Genomic DNA, 22,475 nt, shown 5'->3' on the forward strand with positions numbered 1-22,475 from the left:
ACTCGTCCGATCCGCCCGGCCCAAGAGCCCGAGGCCGAGCCCCGGGCCAGGCTGTCACATCACGGACTTACACGATCTTTCAGACACACTCGACGATCACGATTTCGTTGTGGTTCGTTGTCAGGCTTCCAACGATGAACGCATGCTCGATGCTGTCGTCCACCTCGGCGTCGAGATCCACGGGTACGACGATCTCGTTGTGGTTGTAGCTGCCCGTCCTGTCGGCACTGATGATTCCGGTCGCGGCAACGTCCATCACGGCTGCTCCTGTTTCAGTAGATCGCCCGCTGGTGTGCGGTCGTTCGGTTACCTGAAACGTATGGGGGAGCCCAACACCCTGGAATGAGTACTTGGTACTCGCATCGCTCAGGACGTGCGACGTCAGGACCGGGGCAGCCGGGTCGGCAGTCAGTTGTTCTCTTCCAAAGAAGCCAAGCGGGGAAGGAGAACGTGAACATGCGCGCAGGTGAGCCGACGCGGCCAGGTCGTTGCCGCGCACGGGAAGGAGGGCATCCAGGCTCAGGGTGATGTCCGGCCTGGATACCCTCCTTGGCGCACTGAACGATGAGCCGCAAAGGCGGCGGTGTCCGTCCTTACCCGATGGCTGCACCTCGACAAGGCTGCTCAGCGGCCGGGCCGGATCACGGTAGCGGGGGAGTGCGGGCGGCCTACGGCGTTCGCCGGCAGGTGTCGCGCACCTTTGGGCCGCGTGGGATCGCGCGTCAGCTGAGGGGAAGAGTCGTGTCGCGCAGGGTGGCCAGCGTCGAGGAATACGTACGGGTCTTGATGGTGCCGAGCGTGTGGCCCGCCTTGCCCACCTGGGACCGGGCGAGTTCGATGGCAGCCGTGCGTACCTCATTTTCGGCAACTGCTTGGTCAACGATGCCGGCGGCGACGGCGTCGGGTCCGCCGTAGCGGTGTGCCGTGAGCATGGCCTGGTGGGCGGTCTGCGGAGTCAGTCGTGCCTGGATGAGCGCGGACATTCCCGGTGTGAAGGGGATGTCGATGTCCGCTTCGGGAAGGCACCAGTACCCGCGATCTGCACGCATGATCCGGAAGTCGTGGGCGAGGGAGAACATAGCGCCGGCCGCGAAGGTGTGACCTTGCAGCGCAGCAACCGTGATCACAGGCAGGGACAGCATCCGTGCGAACAGCTCCTGGACGGAGGCGACGTAGGCCCGGTGCTGGTCCAGATTGGCAAAAAGCCACTCCAGGTCCAGGCCGTTGGAGTAGAACTTCCCGGTCGCCGCTGTGACGAGTGCGCGGGGTCCTGTGGCTCTCTCGACTTCGTCCAGTGCCGTGCCGATGAGGGCGATCCAGTCCGGGTGGAAACGATTCTCGCCGTTTCCGAAATCGAGAACGAAGACGTTGTCCTGACGGTCGAGCGTGGGCATGTGGTTCCTTCGGGTCGGGCGGATCGGGTGTGGTGCGCCCCGGTCGATCCAGCGGTGTATTGCCGTCAAAAGAGGCAGTGAGCAGCCCACGAGCCGACACGGGGCATGCAGGTGGTCGTGTCGGCCAGCGTTCCTGCTGGGTCGACACGACCACCTGTTCGTGACGGGCCCGTCCCCACGGAGGCCGTCACACGGCCGGGGGTCCAAGCCACCGCTCATGGCGGGACCCCCGGAATCCAGGGCGTCAGACCCGGGTCAGCTGACGCTTCTCGTCCGGATCTTCCGGCGCGATGCTCTCCGAAGCGGAACCCAGCCTCTCGCGGAGCTTCTCGCCTTCCACATCCACATCGGGGAGCAGCCGGTCCAGCCAGCGGGGCAGCCACCAAGCCCTGTGTCCGAGCAGTGCGAGGACCGCCGGCACAATCGCCATCCGGACCACGAACGCGTCCATGAACACCGCGATCGCGAGCCCGAAGCCAATCATCTTGATCATCGGCTCACTCGAGCCGATGAACCCGGAGAAGACCGCGATCATGATCACTGCGGCTGCGGTGACGACCCGGGCTCCGTGCTGGAAGCCGGTGACGACCGCGGCCCCCGGCCGCTCTCCGCCGACATACGCCTCACGCATGCGTGATACCAGGAAGACCTCGTAGTCCATGGCGAGCCCGAAGACCACGCCGATCATGAAGATCGGCATCATCGACATGATCGGACCTGTCTGTTCAACACCGAACAGGGAGCCCAGCCAGCCCCATTGGAAGACCGCAACGACCGCGCCGAGCGCCGCCACCACAGAGAGCAGGAAACCGAGAGCGGCCTTCAGTGGGACGAGCACCGACCGGAAGACCAGCATCAGGAGCAGGAACGCAAGGCCCACGACCAGCGTCAGATACGGCAGCAGTGCGTCGTTCATCCGCTGCGAGAAGTCGACGTTCATCGCCGTCGCACCGGTGACCATGACACCGTCGGCAGTGGCGTCCCGGATGGAGTGCACCAGTCCTTCGGTGGCGACCGAAGAAGGCCGATCCTTGGGGATGACGGTGATCATCGCGGTGTCGCCGGCCTCGTTGACCGTCGCCGGGCTGACCGAGGCGACGCCGCCCAGGCCCTGGAGCGTTTCGCGGGCGTGAGACGCCGCGTCTGTGTCACCGTCGACGACCACCAGCAGGGGTCCGTTGTATCCCGGACCGAAGCTCTCGGAGAGCAGATCGTAGGCTTTCCGCTGGGTGGTGCTGACCGGCTGGGAGCCGTCATCGGGCAGGCCCACCTTCAGGGACGCGGCCGGGATGGCGATGACTCCGAGGCCGACCAGGGCCACGAGCAGCACCGTGACCGGGCGACGCAGCACGAACCGCGACCAGCGGACGCCACCGTTGGGCTTTCCCGCGGCCCGGTTCGGCTTGCGGGGAGAGACCCGCTTGCCGGCGAAGCCGAGCAGGGCAGGAATCGCCGTCAGGGCGATGAGGACGGCGATGACCACCGTGCCGGCGGCGGCGAAGCCCATCTTCGTCAGCATAGGAACGTTGACGACTGCCAGTCCCACCAGGGCAATCACCACGGTCAGGCCCGCGAAGACGACGGCGGAGCCGGCGGTGCCGACGGCCCGGCCGACTGCCTCCTCACGGTCGTGCCCCTCTGCGAGTTCGGCCCGGTAGCGCGAGACGATGAAGAGCGCGTAGTCGATGCCGACCGCGAGCCCGATCATCATCGCCAGCGTAGAGGTGGTGGAGCCGAGGTCGAAGGTGCTCGCCAGCGCGGTGATGGTGGAGATGCCGATGCCGACTCCGAATATGGCGGTCAGCAGGGGCAGTCCGGCGGCGACCAGCGACCCGAGAGTGATGACCAGGACCACGGCTGCGATGACTATGCCGATCACTTCGCCGATGCCAGGCTCCGGCGCAGCTTGCAGGGCCGTTCCGCCGACCTCGACCGTCAGACCGCTCTCGCGTGCCTCGGAGGCAACGTCCTCAAGTGACTTGAGAGTTGCGTCTGTCAGAGACCCAGGCGTCTCGTTGTAGGTGACGGAGACAAGGGCGGTGGACCCGTTCGGGGATACGGCCTTCCCCTCATACGGATCGGTGATGGCCGCCACTTGATTCGACCCTGATCTCAGCTCTTCCACGAGATCCCTGACGGTGGCCTTGCGAGCAGCGTCAGACATCTTCTCCGGCTGAGGAGCTTTCAGGACGATCTGCGCAACGGCGCCATCGGGGCTGCTCCCGGGAAAGCGCGCTTCCACGAGCCCGACAGCCTTTTGAGCTTCTGTTCCTGGAAGAGAGAAGGAAGACGTGACGGTGCTGGAAGCCGCGCTTGCGCCCACCGCGGCGCAGGCGAGCAGCGCCACCCAGATCACGGCGACGAGACGGCGGCGCCGGAAGGCGGCCCTGGACAGCAGGTAGAGGAACGTAGCCACGAAGGCTCCCGGTCGGATTGTGGGGACAATCGAAGACGCCGTGGTCGGTGCGTCCCCAGACGTGGTGTGACCGGAACACGCAGACCATCCATGTACACGTCTTCTTATGCACATAACAGTGGTCTACGGGTGGTGTGAGCACCTGAGTAAGTCGTGCTCACTCTCGCTGGAGCCGAGGACCGGGCTGGTGGCCCTCACCGCTCCAGGTCGCCGGGGCGGGCGGTGCCGAGCAGGGCCTGTCGTGCCGATGACCCGGCTCACCGTTTCCTGCGGATCTCTCACGGCCCGGGGCCAGCGCCGCAAGTCCGGCATGGCCGCCGAAGTGCCTGCGTCCCCGGTGGTGGCTCGCCGAATCCGGCTTCATCCGGCGAGCAGCCGGGACAGGAGCTCCGTATCGATGTTGCCGCCGCTGACGACGCAGACGTGCAGCTTGCCGGAAGGCAGGTCGTTCCGGTGATGGAGGTAGGCCGCCGCTGCGACGGCGCCCGAGGGTTCGGCCACGACGCGGCTCTCACGCGCCAGGGCGGCGACGGTGTCACGGATCTCGCTCTCCGACACCGTGATGATGTCGTCGACGTACTCCTGGATGTGTGCGAAAGGAATCGCGCCCACCGAGTTGCTGCGCATGCCGTCCGCGAGGGTGCGGCCGGTGAGCGTCGTGGGCCAGCCGACCCGGTGTCCGGTGCGGAAGCTCTCCCGGGCGTCGGCGGCCATCTCGGGCTCCACTCCGACGACCCGCACATCGGGCAGCAGGCGCTTGAGGGCGGCCGCGACCCCGGAGATCAGCCCTCCGCCGCTCACGGGAACGAGGACCGTGTCCGGTGCCACGCCCATCTGCAACGTCTGCTCGAAGATCTCCAGGCCCACCGTGCTCTGGCCTGCGATGACGCCGAGATCATCGAAAGGCGGCACGACGACATGGCCGTACTCCTCGGCGAGCGTCCCTGTGGCCGTGGCCAGGTCCGCGGCCGGAACCCTGCGCACTCTGGCGCCCTGCTGCCGTATGGCGTTCACTTTCACGGGTGCAGCGGTGTCCGGAACGACCACGGTGATCTCCACGCCGAGGAGCCGGCCGGCGTACGCCAGGGCCTTGCCGTGGTTGCCACTCGACTGCGCCACCACTCCGCGCTTGCGCTCCTCGGCGGACAGCGAAGCCAGCCGGTTGTAGGCGCCGCGGAGCTTGAAAGATCCGGTGACCTGGGAGGGGAGTGCGCAGAGTGACGCCGGTCAGGCGCCGACCGGCAGCATGGACGTCATCGAGGCTCAGCAGTGTCATGACAGCTCCCCCTTGGGGTTGGTTCCCGACGTCAGGCCCTCCAGCGTCGGCGCCTGGAATCCCCCTGAGATGAGTAATCGTTGCTGGGTCCTCGACGCGCCCGTCGTCGCCCCCTACCGGTGGACCTCCCGTGCGTGCGCCGGAACGGCCGTGCGATCGCGCGGTGCGTCGAGCAAGCCGAGGGCAACCTCCGCAGCCGCCAGATCCTGGACGCCGAGACCGATGAGCTTGCAGATGGTGATCTCCTTTTCGCTCTCCCGGCCGGGTGCCGATCCGGCGAGGACCTCGCCGAGTTCCGCGTCGACGCGACGGCTCCCTTCCGGGAGCCGCGACAAGTCGCCGTGGATGGCGGTGAGTTCACGGCTGTCGACCACGATCCGGTCCGCCCGTCTCAGGCACTCCAGGCTCAGCTCCGCCTTCGTCGGATCGTCGGCTCCAACGGCATTGACATGCATCCCTGGCATCAGCCAGGACTCCTCCACCAGCGGCTGGGTGCTGGAGGTCGCCGTCACCAGGACGTCGGCGCCATCGCACGCGGCCCGCGCGCTGTCCACGGCGATGACGCGCAGATCGGGGCGTCTGGCATGCAACGCCTGGACGAGAGAATGGACATGGGACCTACGCCGTCCCCACACGCGTACGTCGCGCAGCGGGAGTTCGTCGGCCACGGCGAGAGTCTGGAGGTAGGCCTGGGTGCCGCTGCCGATCACCCCGAGGACGCGGGAGTCGCGTCGTGCCATGGTCCGGGCGGCGAGGGCCCCCGCGGCGGCCGTTCGAACGTCCGAGAGGTGATGCTCGTCGTCCAGGAGCGCCCGGAGGTCCCCGGTCGCGGCGTCGAACACGGCGATGACGCCGCTTCCGGGTGTTCCGCCGCGGCGGGCACGTTCCAGGAACCACGAGGCGACCTTGACGGTGAAGACCTGCCGACCCGGGAGCCACGCCGACTTCACGTGCACGTCACCCTCGGGGCCCGCAGGCGCGAAGACGGCGGCCGGTGAATCGCCGAGCCCCCGGCTGTAGTCACGCAGGGCGGCGGCGACGGGTTCCAGGACGTCCGGGTATCCGACTGCGGCGCGGATCTCCTCCGGGCCGAAGTAGGCGGGCCCGCCCATCACCGCGGCAGCCCTTCAAGGCGCCCGCGGGCGACCACGGCGACCTCACCGCCGACCCGTACCGACGTGATGTCCTCCCGGCGGCCGTGGGCGCTGATCGTCATCTCGCTGGGGCGGCCGCAGAACCGCCCCTGCCGCAGCGCCCGCTGGTCGCCGTCCTCGAGCCGCCCGTGACGCCGGAGGTAGGCGGCCACGCATCCAGCGGCACTGCCGGTGGCCACGTCCTCGACGACACCGTCGTTGTTCCAGTGCCGCCCCTCCAGGCCGTCGGCGTCCAGGAGATAGGCGAACTGCGCCCCGACCTGAGCCAGCGGTTGCCCGATGTCAGACGTGATCCTGGCCCGCGCCAACGCGCCCGCCCGCACGGGAACGATCAGATACTGCAGCCCCGTCGAGACGATCTCGGGACGCAGGCCGGCATCCAGGTCCTCCTCGTCCAGAGAGAACCACGAAGCCACGTCGTTCAGCTCGGGCCGGCCGAGGAACTGAGGAGGGCCCTGGTCGAGGACACTCGCGTACCGTCCTGGACCACGGCGCACGGTGGCAACCTCCACCGTCCGCGCCTTCAGTTCGAGCGACCATGTCCGGCCGGCGTCGCCGCCATCCAGAGCGTGCAGGACGCTCGCAGCCCCGATGACGGGATGCCCGGCGAAGTCCAGCTCCTCACTGAGGTCGAATACCCGCGCCCGCCATGCGTCGCCCGTATCGTCCTTCTGATCCAGAAAGATTGATTCGAAGTGACGCATTTCCTCGGTGATCCGCTGCATTTGGGAGCCCTTCAAACCTGCCGCTCCGGGAAAGACGGCAAGACTCTTTCCGCTGAAAGGCGTTCCGCTGAAGACATCGACGTGAAAGTAGTGCATGACCCGACGCTACCGCCGGGCCGAAATAGACGGAACCCGCCCCGTGAACAGAGGGGGCATAGCATGTCGTTATGGCCCCCGATCTCGAAACGGCGCTGCTGCGCGCCTTTGTCAGCTCCGTACGGTCGGGAAGCATCAGCCGTGCCGCCGCGGCCCTCGGCCACAGCCAGCCCGCTCTCAGCAACCAGCTCCGCAGGCTCGAACGCACGGTGGGTCAGCAACTGCTGCACCGTGGCACGACCGGCGTGTCGCTGACCAAGCACGGAGAGGTCTTCCTCCCGTACGCGGAGCGGATCCTGGCCCTCTCCGCGCAAGCCATCTCGGCGGCCGGACCCGCCGTCACCGGGCACTGCGGCGTGGGGCTGATGGAAGATTTCGTCACACCGTCGCTGGTCAAGGTCCTGGGCGACTTCAGCAGCCTGCACCCGGACACGACGCTCGAACTGATCACCGGCCCTGGTCCGCTCATGAAGCAGTCCTTCGCCGACGGGCGGATCCAGCTGGCGCTGTGCGATCCCTTCTACCTGACCGAGGCACCCCGCTGGACGGCCCGGCTACCGCTGGCCTGGTCGGCAGCGCGAGATTTCGATGTGGCCCAGGACCCGCTGCCGCTCGTGCTCTTCTCTCAGCCATGCCGCTGGCGGGCTCCCCTGCTCGACGCCCTGGAGACCGCGGGGCGCCGATGGAATGTCGCCTTCGAGAGCACCGCCCTGGGCGCGGTGCAAGCCGCCGTACGCGCCGGTCTCGGCGCCACCGCACTGCTCCCGGCAAACGCGGAACCGGACACGGCAACCGACGCTCTGCCGCCCCTCCCGGACATCGAGGTCGCCCTCATCCGCCCCACCGGCACAGACGGCGACCTGCTTCTCGACGCGGTGGAGAACCTCCTGCGGCAACTGACCGACCTCGCCGCGTCTGCAGGCTGAAGGGCGAAGCTGAAGCCAGGTCCGTGAGGCGGGGAACTTCGGTGACGGCCCGCAGCCGCCCGGATAAGCACGGATTACTCACGCTCGCCGGCCGGCCTCACGTTTGAATTCGTCTCCTCGGCCTCCGACAACAGGACCGAGAGCACCACGCGTGAAATAGCCGGTTCACCAGAAGTCGCGAACAACCCATACGGGCACCCTTGTGCCCGGCGCGGCCGGTTCACGCCGCTCGCAGGAACACCGGCGGAGACATCCATAGAGCGGCACTGCAGAAGAACCCCTATGGAGCGGTACCGCAGAAAGAAGAGTAACCAGATGAAAAAGCTCATGGTCGCGCTGTGTACAGCGTCGGCGTCAGCTGTCCTGGCGGTCGCGCCGACCACGGCGCAGGCGGCCGGAACAGAAGACGGCGCTCCTCTGGTGGCAGCCGAGAACGAGATCATCGACGAACTCGCGACGCTTGGCTGGCCGGGCCAGGACTCCGAGAACTTCTACCCGGGGGCGGCCGGCCACGCTGACACCGATACGGCGTCGGTCCTCTGGGGCACTCCCGGGAATGCCAGTTCCTACCAGGTCGAGGCCAAGTGCGCCCAGTTCCTCACCGCTTCACTCAAGCACGCCTACACATGGGCCACGGACGCGTGGTTCACTTCCGGGATCGGCTTCCGCAGCCCTTCCTCGGAGCAGTACTACGACGCCTTCACCGACACCTCCGCCGGTGGTGCGCTGGAGCACATGAGCGACCACATCACCCGGCCCTCCGCGCAGCGGGTCAGCGACCTGCACGCGGGATCCGTCATCGCCGTGAAGTACCTGGACAGCTCGGAGGGCGGCGCGACGGGGCACATGATGACGGTGGAGTCCGTTGCACCGTTCGAACGCGACGGCAACCGCGCCACTCAGGAGTATGCGGTCACCGTTGCGGACAGCACCTCCAATCCGCATGGCGTGGCACTCTCCTCCAAGACATCGACCCACTGGGCGTTCAAGGACAGCCGCGTCGAAGGTTCGCCGGGGGCCACCACGAAGGAATGGAGCGGCGCCGGACGAGGCACGATCTTCATCCAGGCCGACGCGACGACCGGTAAGCCGACCGGGTACTGGTGGGGCAGGAACGAAGCCGCGTTCAACCCGGTCGCCGACCGGCCCATGGTCTTCGTCGACATCACCCGGTAACACTCTGTGTGGCGCCTCGCGCTGCTGATATGCCGCGGGGCGCCACGCCGAAGGGCGACTACGGCAACCGCTCGCCCTCTCTTACGCTCCACGCAGCACTGACCACAGCGCTCTCACCCAGCATGGCCAGGCGCGCAGCGGTAACGTGATCCTTGAACCAACTGCGCACTGTCTGCTGCTCGAAGCTACGCAGAGTGAACGGTTCCCGCGAGCCGGCCCGCAGCCCATGGCGGCCGAGCTGATGGACCCCGGCCGGTCGGACCCAAGGTATCGGCGCGCGAAGCGAAGCCGCCGAGCAGAGTCAACTTGAGACTGCTACGCCAGGGACCCAGGAGCGTGGTGGTGAGTACCCGTTGCTCATGCCCCGCCGCAGGCCCTCTTGCGAACCTGGTGCTCAGCCCCAGCGTGGCGCACCGCAGGTGAACAAGCTTCGCGACCGGGAGTTCCGAGCGCGCCGCGCCCTTGCCGATCTCGATCCAAGGGATGTCTCCTCATGAACGCAGGACACGTATCGTCGGGCCAGCCCGACGGGCCGGTGCGAACGGGGCGTCACGGTGCGGTTCTGGCCGTGACCTGCCTGGCTCTGGCAACGGTCGTCTCCGCCATGGCATCACTGAACGTAGCGTTGCCCGGCATCGCCCGTGAGACGCACGCCAGCCAGACCCAGCTGTCCTGGATCATCGACGCCTACAGTCTCGTCTTCGCCGCCCTTCTGCTCCTCGCGGCCACGCTCGGTGACCGCTTCGGCCGGCGGAAGGCCCTCCTGGGCGGACTCGGACTGTTCGCGGCAGTCTCGGTGGCCGCGACGTTCTCGTCGGAGCCGACAGTTCTGATCGCGCTCCGCGCGGTGCTCGGTGTGGCGGCGGCGTTCGTCATGCCCGCCACACTGTCGACCATCACGACCACATTCCCTCCCGCCCAGCGGGCCAGGGCGGTCAGTATCTGGGCCGCGGTCGCGGGCGCCAGCGCCGTACTGGGGCTGCTTGCTTCCGGCGCGGTGCTCGAGGTCTGGTCATGGCGGTCAGTGTTCTGGCTGAACGTCATTCTGGCCGTCGTGGCCGTCATCGGGACCTACGTCGTCGTTCCGGAGTCCGCGGAGCCCGGGAAGCATCGTGTCGATGGAGTAGGAGCGGCTCTCACCGTCGTCGGACTGGGCGTGCTGGTCTACTCGATCATCCAAGCGCCCGAGTACGGCTGGGGCAGCGTCCGCACACTGAGCGGCATCGGGATCGGACTCATGGTGCTTGCTGGTTTCGTCGCCTGGGAGTTGAGGCACCCTCAGCCACTGCTGAACCCGCGGCTGTTCCGCAACAGGCCCTTCGCAGCCGGAACCCTGTCGATCACGCTCCAGTTCTTCGCCTTCTTCGGGTTCATTTTTGTGATCATGCAGTACCTGCAACTCGTACGGGGAGACAGCGCCCTGGTCGCCGCCCTGAGCGTGCTGCCGATGTCCGCGGCGATGATTCCCAGTGCCCGTCTGGCCCCGCGTCTGGCAGCCAGGCACGGCGCGCGCCGTCCCTGGGTGATCGGCCTGATCGCTGTAGCCGCAGGTCTCCTCGTGCTCGCCGAGCTCGACACCGGCAGCTCGTACTGGCTGATCCTTGTCGGCCTCATCCCGCTGGGGGCGGGGATGGGCCTGGCGATGACTCCAGCCACGGCGGCCATCACCGATGCTCTGCCGCCCGCCCTGCAGAATGTGGGCTCCGCGGTGAACGACCTGTCCCGCGAACTGGGCGGCGCTCTGGGCATCGCGGTCCTCGGCAGCGCCCTGAACGCCGGCTATCGGAGCAACCTCGACATCGAGGGACTCCCGGCCCCGGTCGTCGACGCCGCCCGCTCCTCCCTCGCGGCGGCCAGTATCGTCGGCACCAAGACAGGCAATGCATCGCTGATCGAACAGGCCCGTGATGCCTTCTCCTCCGGCCTGCACCTGGCTCTCCTCACAGGGGCCGGTGCCGCCGTCCTGGCCGCCGTCGCCATCGCCCTCCTCCTGCGGCATTCCAGCCGTGCCTCCGCTGCCCTTTCGGCAGACGCACCCGACGACGAAGTCCGTCAGGTGGGCGCCACTCGATACGACGCGCACTGAGGAGGATTCCGTGCTCCTGTCGCGACCGGCTGCAACTCACCTGCCGCACGACGCTTGTGTCTTCGTGGATGACAAGACCAGGCCACCCAACTGGCCGGAGGGTGTCCCGCCTGGCCGCGGTTGTGGACCTTGTCGGATTGACCTCGAGTGGGGACGGTGGGTGGCCGCCGGTGGCGCGCTGAGCGGAGCGACTGGCCACATGACGATGGTGGGGTCGCGCCGTTCGAGCGCGACGGTGACCGCGCCACCCAGGAGTACGCCATCACTGTGGCCGACAGCACCTCCAATCCGCATGGTGTGGCCCTCTCCTCAAAAGACGTCGACGCGCTGGGCGCTCCCGGACAGCCGCGTCAAGGGTTCTTCGGGACTCACCACGAAGGAGTGGAGCGGCGCCGGCCGCGGCACCATCTTCATCAAGGCGGACGTGACGACCGGCAAGCCGACCGGCCCGCTCCTCCCTCGCAGCAGCCAACATCTCAGGAACCAGAACGAACAACACAGCTCTGATCGACCACGCCAACGACGCGATCTCACTGACCAGCCCGCAGCTGGCTGCCGATACGGCCCACGCGCTTCTGATCGATGGACGGCCGACCCTCGGCGTGGGGGCTTTCACCGATATCTCCAGGGTCACGACCGCCTGGTGACTGGCTGCGAGACATGGGCTCATACGCACATGCGCCATCAGGTCCAGGTGGCCGATGCCGCACTCGCTCTCGGCGTTACAAGGCGCGCTCTGGACCGGTGCGTTCGGGGCGATAGCCGTACCCGTGTGCCGAGCCGCTCGTCGGCAGACCGGGTGGCGACGACCTGGACGAGTCATTCCGAAGTGATCGCGAACAGGCTTGTCGATGTGCCAAGGGGCTATTCGATGGCTCCGGAGCGTCCTGGCCTGGTTGTATGCGGTCATGACCACTGATCTCCCAGCCGGCTATGACATATCCACTGATGCGGCTCGTCTCGACCGCGCAGTCATCCACCAGTGGCTTTCCGAGGACACGTACTGGGCCCTGGGCCGGTCCCGGGAGAAGCAGGACGCGGCTATGGCCAATTCGCTGAACTTCGGTGTCTATGAGAGTGCCACCGGCGTTCAGCTCGGCTACGCCCGTGTGGTCACGGACCAGGCCACGTTCGCGTGGCTGTGCGACGTCTACGTCGCTCGTGGCAGCAGGGGGAGGGGCCTGGGGCATGCTCTGGTGGCTGCCGTCTGCGAGCATCTCGCGCCCTATGGACTGCGCCGCGTGCTGCTGGCCACCGCGGACGCACACGCGGTCTACGCCAAGGCGGGCTTCGCAGCCCTCGAGAAGCCGGAGAAGTGGATGACGCTCGGCGCACAGTAAGGGCGAAGCCAGCGCTGCCTGTCTGGTGTCGCTCACCGTACAGGCGGCCAAGCGATGCAGACAGGCGTCCAGGTGGCTGCGGTTCGTCCACTCCCGCCTCGGCGCGAAGTTCCCCTTCGCGCCGAAGCAGCCGGGCTGGAACAAGCGCCTGCGTGCTGCGCTGCCGCTGGTCAAGCGGGCGATACGGCTCCTTGCGACGGACACCGGCTTCTGGTTCGACAATCACTGGATCATCGAATCCACCCCGGTCGAGTGCGGCCGCTCACGACTCACCGTGAAGCGGTCGGACCTGGCCGACTGGGCCGGATACGGATACTGCCCAAGCCATTCCCGATTCTTCTGGGGCCCGCGGCTGCACCTCGTATCGTATGCACCCCCAACCGGTATGCCGATCTTGTGGTCCCTTGCGAACCCGAAGCTCGACGAGCGTGAGGTGCTGACGGCGACGTTGGATCGTGAGCCGGACACAGTCACCGACCGCCCCGGCCTGCTGGTGATCACGGACAAGTGCTGCGCCTCAAAGGGAGTTCGAGACCGATCTGGCCGGGACCGCCGCATGGGACTGGACAGACCAGGCGTCGCACCCGGACGTTCGTATTCAACTCTCGGCCGTCGTCGGCACACCCGCCACGGTCCGGATCAGGTATCCGTGACCTTCTCAGTGGGCATCCCAACATCGGGCAGGGGAAGGGAACATCCAGGTGCAAGTCCACGATCCGGACCGTATCGCCCTCGTCCGCCACATCGTCTGCTGCCAGTGACGAGAGCCCTGAACACACTCCTTCACATGGGAGTTGGCATCTCATGGTGGCAAGGCTGCGAGATCGGACCGGGGTCCGTGTATGTCGCTGCAACTGCGTTCTGTCCAAGCCGCGAACGCTGGGTGTGCCGTCATCAGCCGCCCGCCGCTGCTGGTGGCGTACGGGTGGCAGGCCGGTGTTTGCAACCGGATACCTGGCGTTCTGGCCCCGCCCACGTGGTGATACACGCGTGCTGGCCTGCCGACCGAACGGTGCGCACCTGGCTCCCGTGTGGCGTTCTGAGCATCGAATACTCATCCACCGCTGGATCGAATGAAATAGAATCCCGGAAATCCAGATCCATGCAATATCTATCGGGGATCGTTGATGAGATTTCGCAGTTCCGGGCGACCGCTGCTGGTGGTCGCGGCTGTTTCATCGATGGCTTTGTCATCGCTAGCCTTTCCGATATTTTCCGCTTCTGCGGCAAATTCGCCGCCTTCGATTCCCTCCGCTCTGTCTCTGCCGTCAGGTTCGGTGGTGAAGGGTTCCGAGTCGGGTTATCTGCCAGGTGGGTTGACCGTGTCGCCTTCGGGAGAGGCGACGTATGACATTCCGTTGGATGTGCCGGCGGGGCCTGCAGGGCAGCAGCCATCGCTGGGCCTGCACTATTCGAGCTCGGCGCGCAACGGCACGATGGGTGTGGGCTGGTCGGTGTCCGGCCTGTCGGCGATCACGCGATGCGGGAAGAGCATGGCGACTGAGGGCAGTACCACAGGTGTGTCGTTCCGTTCCGAGGATTCCGCTGGGGGTGACGCGGCGAGATTCTGTCTCGACGGGCAGAAGCTCATCGGTGTCAGCGGCACTTACGGCGCGGGTGACGCGGAGTACCGCACGGAGACGGAGTCATTCACGAAAATTGTGTCCCGAGAACCGACCGGAAGCGGTCCGGGCTCGTTTGATGTGTGGGCGAAGAACGGCCATCACTTGGAATTCTGGGCGCAGGGAATGGACCGTATCTCCGCGAACCAAGAGGGCTTCTCACTGAACCAGGACAGCGCCCCTCTGACCTATCCGCTGACGAAGGACACGGACCCGTCAGGGAATGTCATCGAGTATTCCTATACCCTCGATAAAACGGAACTCCAGGGAGGTTCGGCTCATAGCTCGGAACTTCTTCCGGACCGGATCTCCTACTCCACGATGAACGGCACCGAGCGGCGCCGATACGTGAAGTTCACCTATGACAAGCGCGGTGACCTCGACAACTTCTTTTGGACGGCCGGTATCCGGCAGGACCAGACGAAGGTCCTGACCGGGCTGGAGATGTACGGGCCGAACCCGTCCGCCACCGGCAAGCTCTGGTCCTACACGTTCGACTACGGCACCGGAAAATCCGGCCGCTCCCGGCTGGAAAAGGTCAGCCGCTGCGGCGGGTTGGGCGGCTGTGCCCTTCAGCGGACGTTCACGTACAGCAACAACGACCCGTCGTTCGAACCGAAGACGATCGAGAGCGGCTTCCAGCTGTCGAAGTACGACAAGGCAGTCATCCCACCGCCGCTGCAGACTGCGGACTACAACGGGGACGGCGCGGACGACCTGATCTACAAGTACCAGGACGACTGGGACCACCGCACCTTCGTCAGGGATGACGACATGAACACGGTGCCGGACGGCGTGTGGGGTCCGGACTACATCCGGATGGGCAAGCCGGCCGCCCAGGCGGTGGACCCGCTGGCGGACAAGTACGAGATCACCGGCGACGACTACGGCAAGTACCGTGTGCTGGCGAATTCCCGTCCGGTTGATCTGGACGGGGACGGCATCTCGGAGTTCTACGCGAACTCCTTCCCGGATCCACAGGCCCATACCGGTGCCGAGCTGTACGAGATGGCGCGCTCGCGTGTGGTGCACTGGGATGCTTCCACGAAGAAATTCGTAGCGGGAGGCAGTGCGGGATTCACGCTTCCCGACAAGTTCGGGCACTGGGCGGATGACTTCGGTGACTTCAACGGCGACGGGAAGATCGACCTGCTGCACGCGGATTCGGACGGCGGCAACTACAAGCTGTACCTGAACCGGAACAACACTTTCCCTGATGCCGGGACCGACACCGGGTTCTCGATGCGGAACACGACCGTGGTGGATGTGGACGGTGACGGCCGGACGGAGCTCGTCGACGGTAAGTCCGCGCTGGACGACAGCGCTGACGCGGGCAAGATCTTCGGTCTGCGGGACAACGGGACCGCCTACACCGACTCCTTCGATAAGTCGCGTTATCCCATGAGCGGTTTCAAGACGTGGGACAGCATGGCGTCGGTCGATCCCGACGACCAGTTCGAGGTGGACGGCCACTGGTACCCGAAGGGCTGGAACTTCTACACGCCGGACAACGAGATCCAGTACGGTGACTTCAACGGCGACGGCCTCATGGACGCCGCCGAGGTCAACTGGGGCACTCGCGAGGCAGAACCGGCGATTGGCATTCGCTACAACACCGGCAACGGTTTCGCGCCGTGGGAACTATTCACCTATCTCCCGAACTGGGTCATGGGCGGTCTCGCAGACCTGAAGGATGACAACGGTCTTCGTATCGCGGACATGGACAACGACGGCAGGTCGGACTTCGTGTTCTTCCACGGGAAGACCAAGGACGGGAAGATCCCGGCGGGGTTCATGGGTGGGCCGACCGATTTTTCGGGTATTACGATCCTGTACGCGAACGGCAACCACCTGAACCTTCAGGGTGCGGGTAACACCGTGTTCGGCACGTGGGCCTGGTCGCAGTTGGGCGATTTCAACGGTGACGGCCTCACCGACATCGCGACGTTCCAAGGTGACACGGCGTCGGCGTCGACGAGTTCTCTGGTGGTGTACGAGAACAAGCCGAACGGGAACTCTCCTGCGACGACCAGCGATCTGTTGATCCAGGCGTCGGACGCGCCGTACGACTCGTCCATCTCGCCGGTGAAGTGGCCGACGGAGGAGGTCACGTACTCGTCGGAGTGGTCGAACCAGCCGTCCCGGGCTGCGGTTCCCAAGACGGTGTCGTTCCCTACGGTGAACGTTCGCCGGCGGGGAATGCAGGTGGTACGGAAGGTGGTGTCGCGGGCGGGTCTGTCTGATCCCGCCGACGGATCCGCTCTGGACACCGGTGCGCATGTGACGGAGTACTCGTATGAGCATCCGGTGATGGATCTTCAGGGGCGTGGCTTCCTGGGGTTCGACCGGGTGACGACGTGGGAGCCGCAGCGTCCCTCGGAGAGGGTGACGACGTACGACAATGCGACGCGTCGTGCGGATGTTGCGGGTCATCCCGAGCGGGGCTGGTACCCGCTGGCGGGTCTGCCGAAGTCAGTGGTCACCGTGACTCCGGTGCAGGCCGCAGGTGAGATGAAGGATGCGGCGGCGTACCTGGACAAGGTGCGGGTGTCGCAGAAGGACTTCCTGTACAACGCGGTGAACCTGAACGACAACACGACGCACTACACGCGTCCGGCGTCGTTCACCGCGCCGTTCACGAGGAACGGTCTGCACAGCTACAACGTGCGCACGTTGGAGTGGGAGGAGGAGGCCAGGTTCGACCCGGACCTGTCCGCGTCGGGCAACACCGCGCCGCGAACCCACCTCTACGACGTGGACCCGGGCTACGCGAACGGTACAGCGCGGGCGCACTTCCGCCAGACATGGGTGGCCGAGGAGCGGGACGCGTACAACAACGTGCTGCAGGCGGACACCTTGGTGGAAGGCAAGGACGCGAATGAGGACGGTGGTGTCTCGCGCGTGGTGAACGAGTTCGACCAGTCGGCCGCGCGGCTGGAGGCATGGCAGCTGTCCATCCCGAAGAAGACGGTGACGACGAAGTCGGAGGACGACACCGCACCGGCAGATGAGCGCACCAGCGTGCGGACGGAGGACTTCGAGTACGACGACAAGGGCCGGCTCCACAAGCAGTGGGTGGAGAAGGCGTCGACGAACGACGATCTGAAGTTGACCACGACCACCGAATACGGTGCGAGTGGCGAGGTCACCTCGGTCCTGAAGCAGGCGCCGGGCACGCCGGCGCGAGAGAAGCGGTACGAGTACACGCCGCTGGTATCGGGGTGGCCGGACGAGAAGATCTATCCGACGCAGGAGTGGTCCCCGCACAGTGACGCGACGAAGCGGCCAAGTGTGTGGACGCTGACGCTGCCCGGTTTCGGTTTCGCGGTGGCGACCGAGGACATCAACGGTGTCGTCTCCACGACGAAGTACGACGACATGGGCCGCGTGGTGCAGACCACGCCCGCGGGTGAGTCCGCGATCAACACGGCGTACGCGAACCGCACCGATTCCTGGGGCGGTGTGAACGGCACCACGGTGACCACCACCCGCGGCACGAGCGCGGACAAGGAAGAGAGCGTGACGTTCGCCGACCGATTGGGTCGCACGATCAGGACCACGACGCGGAGCATGAACGGCAGTCGGTCAGCGACGGACACCCGCTACAACGTGCTCGGGAACATCTCGGCGGTCAGCCGCCCTTACTGGGCGGGCGGGTCCGCGAAGGCCGGCGCGTTCACTCTCACCGAATACGACGCGCTGGACCGGGTGATCGGTACCGTCAATCCGGATGCCACCATCACGAAGTTGACGTATCCCTCGCCGTTTGAGATCCGGCACTTTGACGAGCGCAACAACGAGACCTACGCGATTGCCGATCTGAACGGCCGCACCATCACCTCCGCGACTGTGCCCGGCGGCGGGGCGTCGGATGTGAAGGTCACGTTCAAGCAGGGCCCCAGTGGTGTCCTGGAGACCAAGGATCCCAAGAACACGACCTCGACGACCTACGACAATCTGGGTCGTCTCACCAAGGCGGTGGACGCGAACACCGGTACCACGACGCACACGTACAACGGTTTCGGCGAGGTCCGGGAGGACGGCCACACGGAGTCGAACAGCCGTCAGGTGCACACGTTCGACGACCTCGGCCGCACCAAGGCGGTCGGGGAATACACCGGCACCACCCTGACCGGCCAGAGCAACACGACCTGGGACACCGCCGCGAACGGCATCGGGAAGATCGGGTCGACCACCAGCCGTGACGGCATCGTCACCGGATACCGGTACGACGCCAGCGGGCGTCCTGCCGGTTCGGACTACACCGACGCCGGCACCGTCTACAGCACCGACCTGACCTACACCACCGCCGGCCGACTGGCCACCCTCGCCTACCCACAGGTTTCCGGCCGCAGCGACCGGTTCACCCTCAAGTACCAGTACAGCGGTTCCGGTGACCTGTCCGAGATCGGCGACAACAGTCCGGGCCGCACCTACAAGCAGCTTTGGAAGACGACCGCGCACAATGCCGACGGTGCTCTGGCTCAGGGCAACTACGGCAGCGGCACGATCTCCACAGTCCGGGACTACGATCCCGCGACCGGCCGGCTGACGAAGGTCACCGACACCAACAGTGCGAGCAGCAAGCTCACCGAGACCGGCTACGAGTACTACGCCGACGGCACGCTCAAGCGCCGCAACGACACCACCGTCAACCACCGGGACGAGACCTTCACCTATGACGGTCTCGGCCGTCTGACCGACTGGACGCTGACCCCGCCCACCGGCGCGGCCAGGGCCACCAACTACACCTACACCGCGGCCGGCAACCTCACCACCGTCAAGCTCAACGGAGCAGTCACCGAAACGAACGACTACTTCAACACCGCCCACCCGAACGCGGTCTCCGGTCGCACCGCCGGAGGCAACAGCTTCAGCTACGGCTACGACACCATGGGGCGTCAGACCACCGGCGCCGGCCGCACTCTGACCTACCAGGGCATGTCCCTGACCCCGAAGACCGTTGCCCAGGGCGGGAAGACCTGGACCATGGCCTACACGGCCGACGGCCAGCGCTTCCGCAAGTCCGACGGCACCAACACCACCACCTACATCGGCGATCTCTACGAGAAGCGCCAGACTGTCTCCGGCACCACCCACGTCTTCCACGTCGCGGGCCCGCCGGGCAGCATCGCTCAGATCACGTACAACGGTGCCAACACCAGCACCGAATACACCCTCACCGATCCCCAGGGATCCACCTCCACCCTTACCAACAGCACCGGCGACACCTCCAGCGCCCAACGCCAGTTCTTCGACCCCTTCGGTAAGCGCGTCACGTCCGGTGGCCTCACCGCCAACAACGGCCCCACCGGATACACACAGGGCTATACCGGCCACGAAATGGACGACGAGTACGGCCTCATCAACATGAAGGGCCGCCTCTACGACCCCGAGACCAAGCGGTTCCTCGCCCCCGACCCCCACATCACCGACCCCGACAACCCCCAGAACTGGAACCCCTACAGCTACCTCGTCAACAACCCCACCAAGAGCACCGACCCCACCGGATACGACGGCGAGGGCTGCTTCTGCTCCGACGGAGCAGCGGTTACCCCCACGGAGACCGGCCCGATTTCCTCAGGCGTCCCCACCTACAGCATCCCGTCGTCCACGTACGCCAACTCCAGCAACGGCTTCTCCGAGATCACCGGATCCACCAGCGTCACCCTGTACAACGAAGCCGCCGTCTCCAGCGTCGGCATATTCGAGCAGGCTGCTGCCACCGACGGGGTCATCGATGACGGTCAGGTCAGCGCAGCAGTGGATGCCGCCGCCGACGACGCCGTCGATACAGCCGATTGGATTCAGGCCGACTTCCCCAAGGAGATGAGCAAGAACTACAACACCGGCCAAGACCTCGTAGAGCAGAAGGAGATGGCCGCCGAGTACAAGGAGGCCTTCACGGCCTCTCCCGACCCCTACGAGCAGGCAGCGAAGGATCTCGCAGCTGCCAAGCGCCTCGCCAGTGTGATGCAGGAAGCAAGCGACCGCATGTACAGCGACCCCGATACCACTGGCACATCTGCCACCTGGATCAGCGAAGCTGTCTCTGTCCTCAAGGACTACGGATACGCCGACTGGCAGCTCGACCCCGAAGCCATCGGCCTCATTGTCCGCAGCGAAGGAGGCCCGACCCCCTACGCCATCAACACCACTGACAGCAACGCCCTGCGAGGACACCCCTCCGTCGGCCCCATGCAGGTCATCGAGAACACCTTCGACCGCTTCCGACTCCCCGATCACGGCGACATCTTCAACCCCGTCGACAACATCATCGCCGGCGTCCGATACGCCGTCGCCGGCTGGGGAAGCATGTCCGAAGTCCCCGGCGTCGTCTCCCTCCGCAACGGCGGCAACTACACCGGGTACGACTGGCCGAAGGGCAAGCCCTGGCAGTGATCACACAACTTACGCCTGGCCACATCTGCCTGCCCCCTCGGTAGGCTCCGCATAGCGCGGGGACGCCGGGCCGGAATCCCGGCCCGGCGTCCCCACCTGACTTCTTCGGGGTGTTGTCGGGTGGTGGGTGAGGCTGAAGCCGGTGCCTGCGAGGCAGCCGTCGATGAGTTCGGGATGACGCTGGATGCGACGCAATCCGCGGCGTAAGACGCGTTCGAGGTGTTCGTGATCGGTGAAGGCGACGTTGGCCAGCGGGCCGCGTCGCAGCAGTGACCACACCCCTTCCACCGGGTTCAGATCCGGTGCATAGGAGGGGAGTTGCACGATGGTGAGCCAGTCATGGGCAGCGGCGTACTGGCGCATTCGGGCGGCCCGATGGGTGTTGAGAGTGAGGTACAAGGCAAGGACGGGACTCTCCCGCGAAGGGCCGGGGTGAGGGACCAGGACACCAGGCACCAGTCAGTCCCGGGGCACCGCTTCCCTGCTCGGTGCCGACCGGTAGCGCGAGTGCGGGCTCAGTTCCCCGCCGTAGGGCCGCCGGTGGCGCGGATTTCCGCCAGGGATTCCTGGAAGACCTCCTCGGCGCGCACGAACCAGTCGGCGAGTACGGCGATCCCCTCCGGGGAGTAGCGCTGGAACAGGGCGGTGATTCTCGCGTAGAAGGGGCCGTAGACCGCCTGGAGGCGTTCCTGGGCGGAGGGGTCCGGGGTCACGTGGAGCCGGCGTCGGTCGAGCGGATCGGCCTGCCGTCGGGCATATCCGGCCTTCTCTAGGCGGTTGAGCACGCCCGTCATCGCTCCCGACGTCAGCCGGGCGCGGTCGGCGATTTCCCCGGGTGACAGGGCCTGCCCAGTGAGGGCGGCTTCGATGATGAATCCCATGCAGGTCAGGTCCGTCACGTTGAGACCCAGCCCGCGTGCGATGTCCTGCTGGCCGTACTGGGCCGCGGCGATCATTCGGTCCATCGCTCGAAGGGCGTCCTCGGCCGTCGCTGGAGGGAGCGCCTTGTCAGTCACCAGGATTCCCCTTAGTATCTAAGCTACTTATCTCGCGAGATAAAGTGTTCTCGTGACTGCCAGTGTATTTCCGTTGCTAGGAGCACCACATCATGTCCATCCACGAGGAGATGCACGGGGACGTCGATCTGGGACACACGGTCGCTGGTTGGACCGGCACAGTGATCGGCATCCTCGGCGGCGCGATCATGGCGGCGGGGGTCATCGCCGCTTCCCTGGCCATCGTGTTGGCCGGCGTTGCCGTCGCTGTACTCGCCGCCGTTGTCACCTGGCTCCTGCACCTTCGGGGATGGGGCAAGCCCACAGGGCCGCGTCCCGTCGCGGAACGGGACTGGCGAACCCGCGACCGGTCCGCCCGGCACGGGCATGCGCACTGCCTCGGCTGTCGGCTAGCGGGCGGATCGTCGGCCCGGCGGACCAAACGCCTCGCTCTCGCCCGGGCCGCCGACGTCTCCGGCACCGACGCCCGACGCGGCGAGGCGGGTCTGTAGAGTTCACGGCTCTGTCCCGCAGGGCCACTGAGGGCTGCGCCGGTGGCAGGCTGGACGGTACTCGCGCCGCCCCTCGAAGAGCGGTCCGCCGACAGGCTCACTTCGGCCGGAGTCTGGACCTGACTGCTCTTCTCGCCAGCCGTGATGTGGCAGATCCGGCCGCGGCCGCCTCGGCTGGACGATACGCCTGACCCGATCATCACACTGCGTTACCACCGCATGTGAGACAGAGCCGTTGACCGTACAGACCCGAATCCAGTGCTAGTGACCTGAGTCAGAGATTCGGTGGCAGTAGGCGGCGACTTTGTCGAGGATCTCGTCAGCTGTTTTTGTCCAGACGAACGGTCTGGGGTGC

13 protein-coding genes and 2 pseudogenes are annotated in these 22,475 nt (G+C 66.2%); 7 read left to right on the forward strand and 8 right to left on the reverse strand.

Annotated elements, in window-relative coordinates; genetic code table 11:
- Positions 1-79: 79 nt before the first annotated feature.
- From ACZ4AA_RS37575 to ACZ4AA_RS37600, 6 genes are all read right to left on the reverse strand, one after another.
- Positions 80-499, reverse strand: a complete 420-nt coding sequence (locus ACZ4AA_RS37575; RefSeq protein ID WP_467612957.1) for a hypothetical protein — start codon at positions 497-499, stop codon at positions 80-82.
- Between the two features lie 223 nt (positions 500-722).
- Positions 723-1,394 carry an enoyl-CoA hydratase-related protein gene (locus ACZ4AA_RS37580; protein ID WP_467612960.1) on the reverse strand — a complete coding sequence of 224 codons (672 nt, stop codon included), beginning with the start codon at positions 1,392-1,394 and terminating at the stop codon, positions 723-725.
- Positions 1,395-1,638: 244 nt separating this feature from the next.
- Complete coding sequence (locus tag ACZ4AA_RS37585) at positions 1,639-3,810, reverse strand: MMPL family transporter (protein ID WP_467612964.1); 2,172 nt, start codon at positions 3,808-3,810, stop codon at positions 1,639-1,641.
- A gap of 360 nt (positions 3,811-4,170) precedes the next feature.
- Entirely contained in the window at positions 4,171-4,968 is a 798-nt protein-coding gene (locus ACZ4AA_RS37590; protein WP_467612996.1) for a threonine ammonia-lyase, read from the reverse strand.
- A 231-nt stretch (positions 4,969-5,199) separates the two neighbouring features.
- Complete coding sequence (locus ACZ4AA_RS37595; protein WP_467612969.1) at positions 5,200-6,198, reverse strand: ornithine cyclodeaminase family protein; 999 nt, start codon at positions 6,196-6,198, stop codon at positions 5,200-5,202.
- Positions 6,198-7,061: a PhzF family phenazine biosynthesis protein gene (locus tag ACZ4AA_RS37600; RefSeq protein ID WP_467612972.1), complete on the reverse strand. Its 864-nt coding sequence runs from the start codon at positions 7,059-7,061 to the stop codon at positions 6,198-6,200. The genes ACZ4AA_RS37595 and ACZ4AA_RS37600 overlap by 1 nt, the downstream gene beginning before the upstream one ends.
- Positions 7,062-7,132: 71 nt before the next feature.
- Here ACZ4AA_RS37600 and ACZ4AA_RS37605 point away from each other — a divergent pair, with 71 nt between their 5' ends.
- The 6 genes and pseudogenes from ACZ4AA_RS37605 (at position 7,133) to ACZ4AA_RS37630 (ending at position 20,613) form a co-directional block, all read left to right on the forward strand.
- Positions 7,133-7,987 (forward strand): LysR family transcriptional regulator, encoded by an 855-nt coding sequence (locus tag ACZ4AA_RS37605; protein WP_467612975.1) that lies wholly within the window; start codon positions 7,133-7,135, stop codon positions 7,985-7,987.
- A 282-nt stretch (positions 7,988-8,269) separates the two neighbouring features.
- On the forward strand, positions 8,270-9,163 hold the full coding sequence (locus tag ACZ4AA_RS37610; protein WP_467612978.1) for a hypothetical protein: 894 nt from the start codon (positions 8,270-8,272) through the stop codon (positions 9,161-9,163).
- Positions 9,164-9,767: 604 nt separating this feature from the next.
- Positions 9,768-11,249, forward strand: coding sequence for an MFS transporter (locus tag ACZ4AA_RS37615; RefSeq protein ID WP_467612981.1), 1,482 nt, complete (start codon positions 9,768-9,770; stop codon positions 11,247-11,249).
- Between the two features lie 908 nt (positions 11,250-12,157).
- Positions 12,158-12,589 carry a GNAT family N-acetyltransferase gene (locus tag ACZ4AA_RS37620; protein WP_467612984.1) on the forward strand — a complete coding sequence of 144 codons (432 nt, stop codon included), beginning with the start codon at positions 12,158-12,160 and terminating at the stop codon, positions 12,587-12,589.
- Between the two features lie 22 nt (positions 12,590-12,611).
- A pseudogene (locus tag ACZ4AA_RS37625) lies at positions 12,612-13,134 on the forward strand (transposase family protein); the annotation flags it as partial.
- A gap of 735 nt (positions 13,135-13,869) precedes the next feature.
- The gene (locus tag ACZ4AA_RS37630) at positions 13,870-20,613 is read left to right on the forward strand and encodes an RHS repeat-associated core domain-containing protein (protein ID WP_467612987.1); all 6,744 of its coding nucleotides are present in this window, start codon (positions 13,870-13,872) and stop codon (positions 20,611-20,613) included.
- Between the two features lie 96 nt (positions 20,614-20,709).
- Here the strand turns inward: ACZ4AA_RS37630 and ACZ4AA_RS37635 are convergent.
- Positions 20,710-21,000, reverse strand: a pseudogene (locus ACZ4AA_RS37635) (transposase); the annotation flags it as partial.
- A 128-nt stretch (positions 21,001-21,128) separates the two neighbouring features.
- Complete coding sequence (locus ACZ4AA_RS37640) at positions 21,129-21,578, reverse strand: MarR family transcriptional regulator (RefSeq protein WP_467612990.1); 450 nt, start codon at positions 21,576-21,578, stop codon at positions 21,129-21,131.
- Positions 21,579-21,721: 143 nt separating this feature from the next.
- Here ACZ4AA_RS37640 and ACZ4AA_RS37645 point away from each other — a divergent pair, with 143 nt between their 5' ends.
- Positions 21,722-22,120 carry an HGxxPAAW family protein gene (locus ACZ4AA_RS37645; RefSeq protein WP_467612993.1) on the forward strand — a complete coding sequence of 133 codons (399 nt, stop codon included), beginning with the start codon at positions 21,722-21,724 and terminating at the stop codon, positions 22,118-22,120.
- Positions 22,121-22,475 lie beyond the last annotated feature (355 nt).

The sequence above is a fragment of the Streptomyces sp. NPDC024698 genome, from assembly GCF_055559015.1.